This window comes from Terrisporobacter sp. (genome assembly GCF_017888745.1).
Taxonomy (GTDB): Bacteria; Bacillota; Clostridia; order Peptostreptococcales; family Peptostreptococcaceae; genus Terrisporobacter.
Genome location: NZ_JAGHFM010000288.1, coordinates 1 through 3192, shown reverse-complemented (window position 1 = coordinate 3192; position 3192 = coordinate 1). Strand labels below are relative to the sequence as shown.

The 3192-nt window shown below is 28.0% G+C and carries 2 protein-coding genes; both read left to right on the top strand.

The window, feature by feature from the left end:
* The coding region (locus J7G74_RS12935; RefSeq protein ID WP_297136085.1) for an XdhC family protein at positions 1-723 on the top strand (723 nt) is incomplete at its 5' end.
* Between the two features lie 280 nt (positions 724-1003).
* On the top strand, positions 1004-3192 hold a 2189-nt coding region (locus J7G74_RS12930), incomplete at its 3' end, for an HD domain-containing protein (RefSeq protein ID WP_297136083.1).

Sequence of the window (3192 nt, the reverse complement as noted above, 5' to 3'; positions counted from 1 at the left end):
ACAAAAACAATAGGCTCAACACCAGGAAAAATGGGAGCAACTATAGCAGTATTTCAAAATGGAGAGGTTATGGGAACTGTTGGTGGAGGAATGATAGAGCGTAAGGTACTAGATAAATGTATAGAGTGTTTAGAAAGTGGAGAGGACTATAACTTCGAATACACTTTAAATGATAATGGAAACTTAGGCATGCAATGTGGAGGAACTGCATTTGGTTATATAAAAGTATTTAAACCAAAGCCTAAGCTTATAATTATAGGTGGCGGTCATATAGGACTATCATTATTTAAAATAGCTAAAAATCTAGATTTCTATACAGTAGTAATAGACGATAGAGAAGACTTTGCCAATACAGAGAGATTTGAAAATGTTGATGAAGTCTATAGTGGAAACATACCTGACATAGTTGAAAATATGGAAATTAACGATAATACATATGTGGTCATAGCAACAAGAGGATATGAAGGAGATTTAGTTAGCTTAAGAAGTGTTATAAATAGAAGTCCTAATTATATCGGTATGATTGGTAGTAGGAAGAAGTGGATTAAAGTCAAAGATACTTTGATTAGTGAGGGTGTAAGTGAAGAGAAATTAAATAGTGTTTATGCTCCTGTTGGTGTAAATATTTCATCTAATAGTGTGGACGAGATTGCTTTTGGTATAATGGCAGAGATACTGTTGGTTAAGAATAATGGCAGTTTGACTCATAGGAGAGATAAATAGATAGATATCAAGGATAATATGCTCTTTTAAAGTGAATAGATAGTAAATTATGAATTGTTGAAATATGGAGTTTGGTTTGTTGACAGGGGATAGTTTGTTGGATATAGTAATATTGTATCAAGGAAAAATATGGTAATAAGGTTCGGCATGGTTAGTCTCCACCATTGAAAGCCACGAAAACTATATGGATTATTTCATCAGTATGTTTTTTGAACAAAAACACTAAATATATTGTAGATGAACTAAAGAGGAAAGAGATTATTTTTAAAGGGGGATTGCAATGCAACTATACAATAAATATAAGTATAAGTTAGAGACACATTTGAAAATAATATGCGAGAATAATAAGGAATATACCAATTTATATTCATCATGGTTATTAAATAAAAAAACATATAAAAATATATTAAATACAATACAATTGAATTATCCACATTATAGCTTACATGATTCAAGTCATTCTGAAAATATAATAAATAATATTGAAATGATGTTAGGAGAAAAAAGAATAGGAAAGTTATCTCCAACAGATACATGGATGATTTTAAATTGTGCATATTTACATGATTTTGGAATGGCATTATTACATTCTAATATAGAAAAAGAATGGGAAAGTAATGAATTTAAACTATTTTTAAATGAAATTAGAAATTCTTCTGATAAGGATTTAAAGAAGGCGGTTAAATATATAATAGAATTAAAAGATAATATAAAGGACGAATCGTTTGAAATAACCTGGCCTTTAAAAATAAGAAGGTATGTAACGGAGATTATAGCACAATATTTTAGAGGTAAACATTCTAGTATAACTAGAGAATATTTAAATAAACTAGATGACTGGTCATTAGATTTAACACAAAATGGATTGATACATAATAGACTTATAAAATTGATAGGAAACATATCATTTTTGCATAGCCAAAATTTTGAAGAGGTTATGAAATTGGATTACATATCAAATGGATATAACTCAGATTACATTCACCCTAGATTTATAGCTGAGTTAATAAGATTAGGAGATCTTCTAGACTTAGACAATGGAAGATTTAGTGATTATATAGAGAAAGTTATAGGTGGATTACCTAATACGTCAGAGAATCATAAAGCTAAACATAAAGCTACAAGTCATATTTTGATTACACCAGATAAGATAGAAGTAAGGGCAAATTGTAGTAATTATGAAGTATATAGAGAAGCTAGAAATTGGATATTTTGGATAGAAGATGAAATTGAAAATATAACAATTAATTGGACAGAGATAATTCCAAAAAATTTAGAATGGTATGCTCCTAAATTGACAAAGAAGGAGCTATTAATTAATGGAGAACCAGATATAAATAGTATTACAGATTTAAAATTTAAAATATCTCAAAAGAAAGCATTTGAAATAATTGAAGGTTCAAATTTATATGAAAATAAGTTGACTTTTTTAAGAGAATTTGTACAAAATGCATTAGATGCTAGTAAATTACAGCTATGGAGAGATTTAAATAACGAATTATATGAGCCGTGGATAAAAAAAGACATATCAAAATTAACACCATTTGACATACCAAAGGAGATATATGAAAATTATAAACTATATATATCTTTAAAAATGATAGATAAGAAATATGTTAGTGTAATAATAAAAGATAGAGGAACTGGTATAAGCTTAGATAGTTTAAAGTCTATGTGTAATGTTGGAAGCAATTATGATATTAAAAGTAAATTACATAATGAAATATTAGATATGCCGTCGTGGTTAATGCCGACAGGAGGATTTGGCATAGGCATGCAATCAGGTTTTTTAGTTTCAGATAAGTTTGAAGCATACACAAAAACCATTGGTATGGATGCACTTAAAATTGAATTTGAACCTGCAACTTTAGATGGTTATATTAGCGTAAGGAGTTCAGAGGAAAATATAAAAAAGGGTACAGAAATTCATATATTACTTGATGAATTGTCAAATTTTAAATATAGCCTGGGAGGAAGCGTAGATAATTTTATAAATAATGATTATGATCCTATAGTAAATGACAATTTGACATTTTATGCATTAATTGATTTTATACGAGAAAATATTAACAATACTATTTTCCCGATAGAGATAGATATCGATGGCAAGATTGAAAGGATAGAAAATTTCATAGAAAATAATGATTTTAAATTTGAAGATGAAACTAGCGATTATTTATATCATATACCTAAAGATTTAAGTAAAATATTTTTATGGAATAAGCAAGACAGTGTTTACATGGAGATAAGCATAAATAGGTATTACTTAAATCATACAAATTGTGATGCATATTTTAAAGGTTGCAGACTATTAAAAGAAAGGGTACATAGATTAGATGGTTTTGATATATATATTGATATATATGGATTTAATACTAAGGAAACTCTAAAGATTGATAGAACTGAGTTAACTAAATCAGGTAAGTATAGGCTTGACACAGTAATAGAAAAGAGTATAAAGTTTTATTT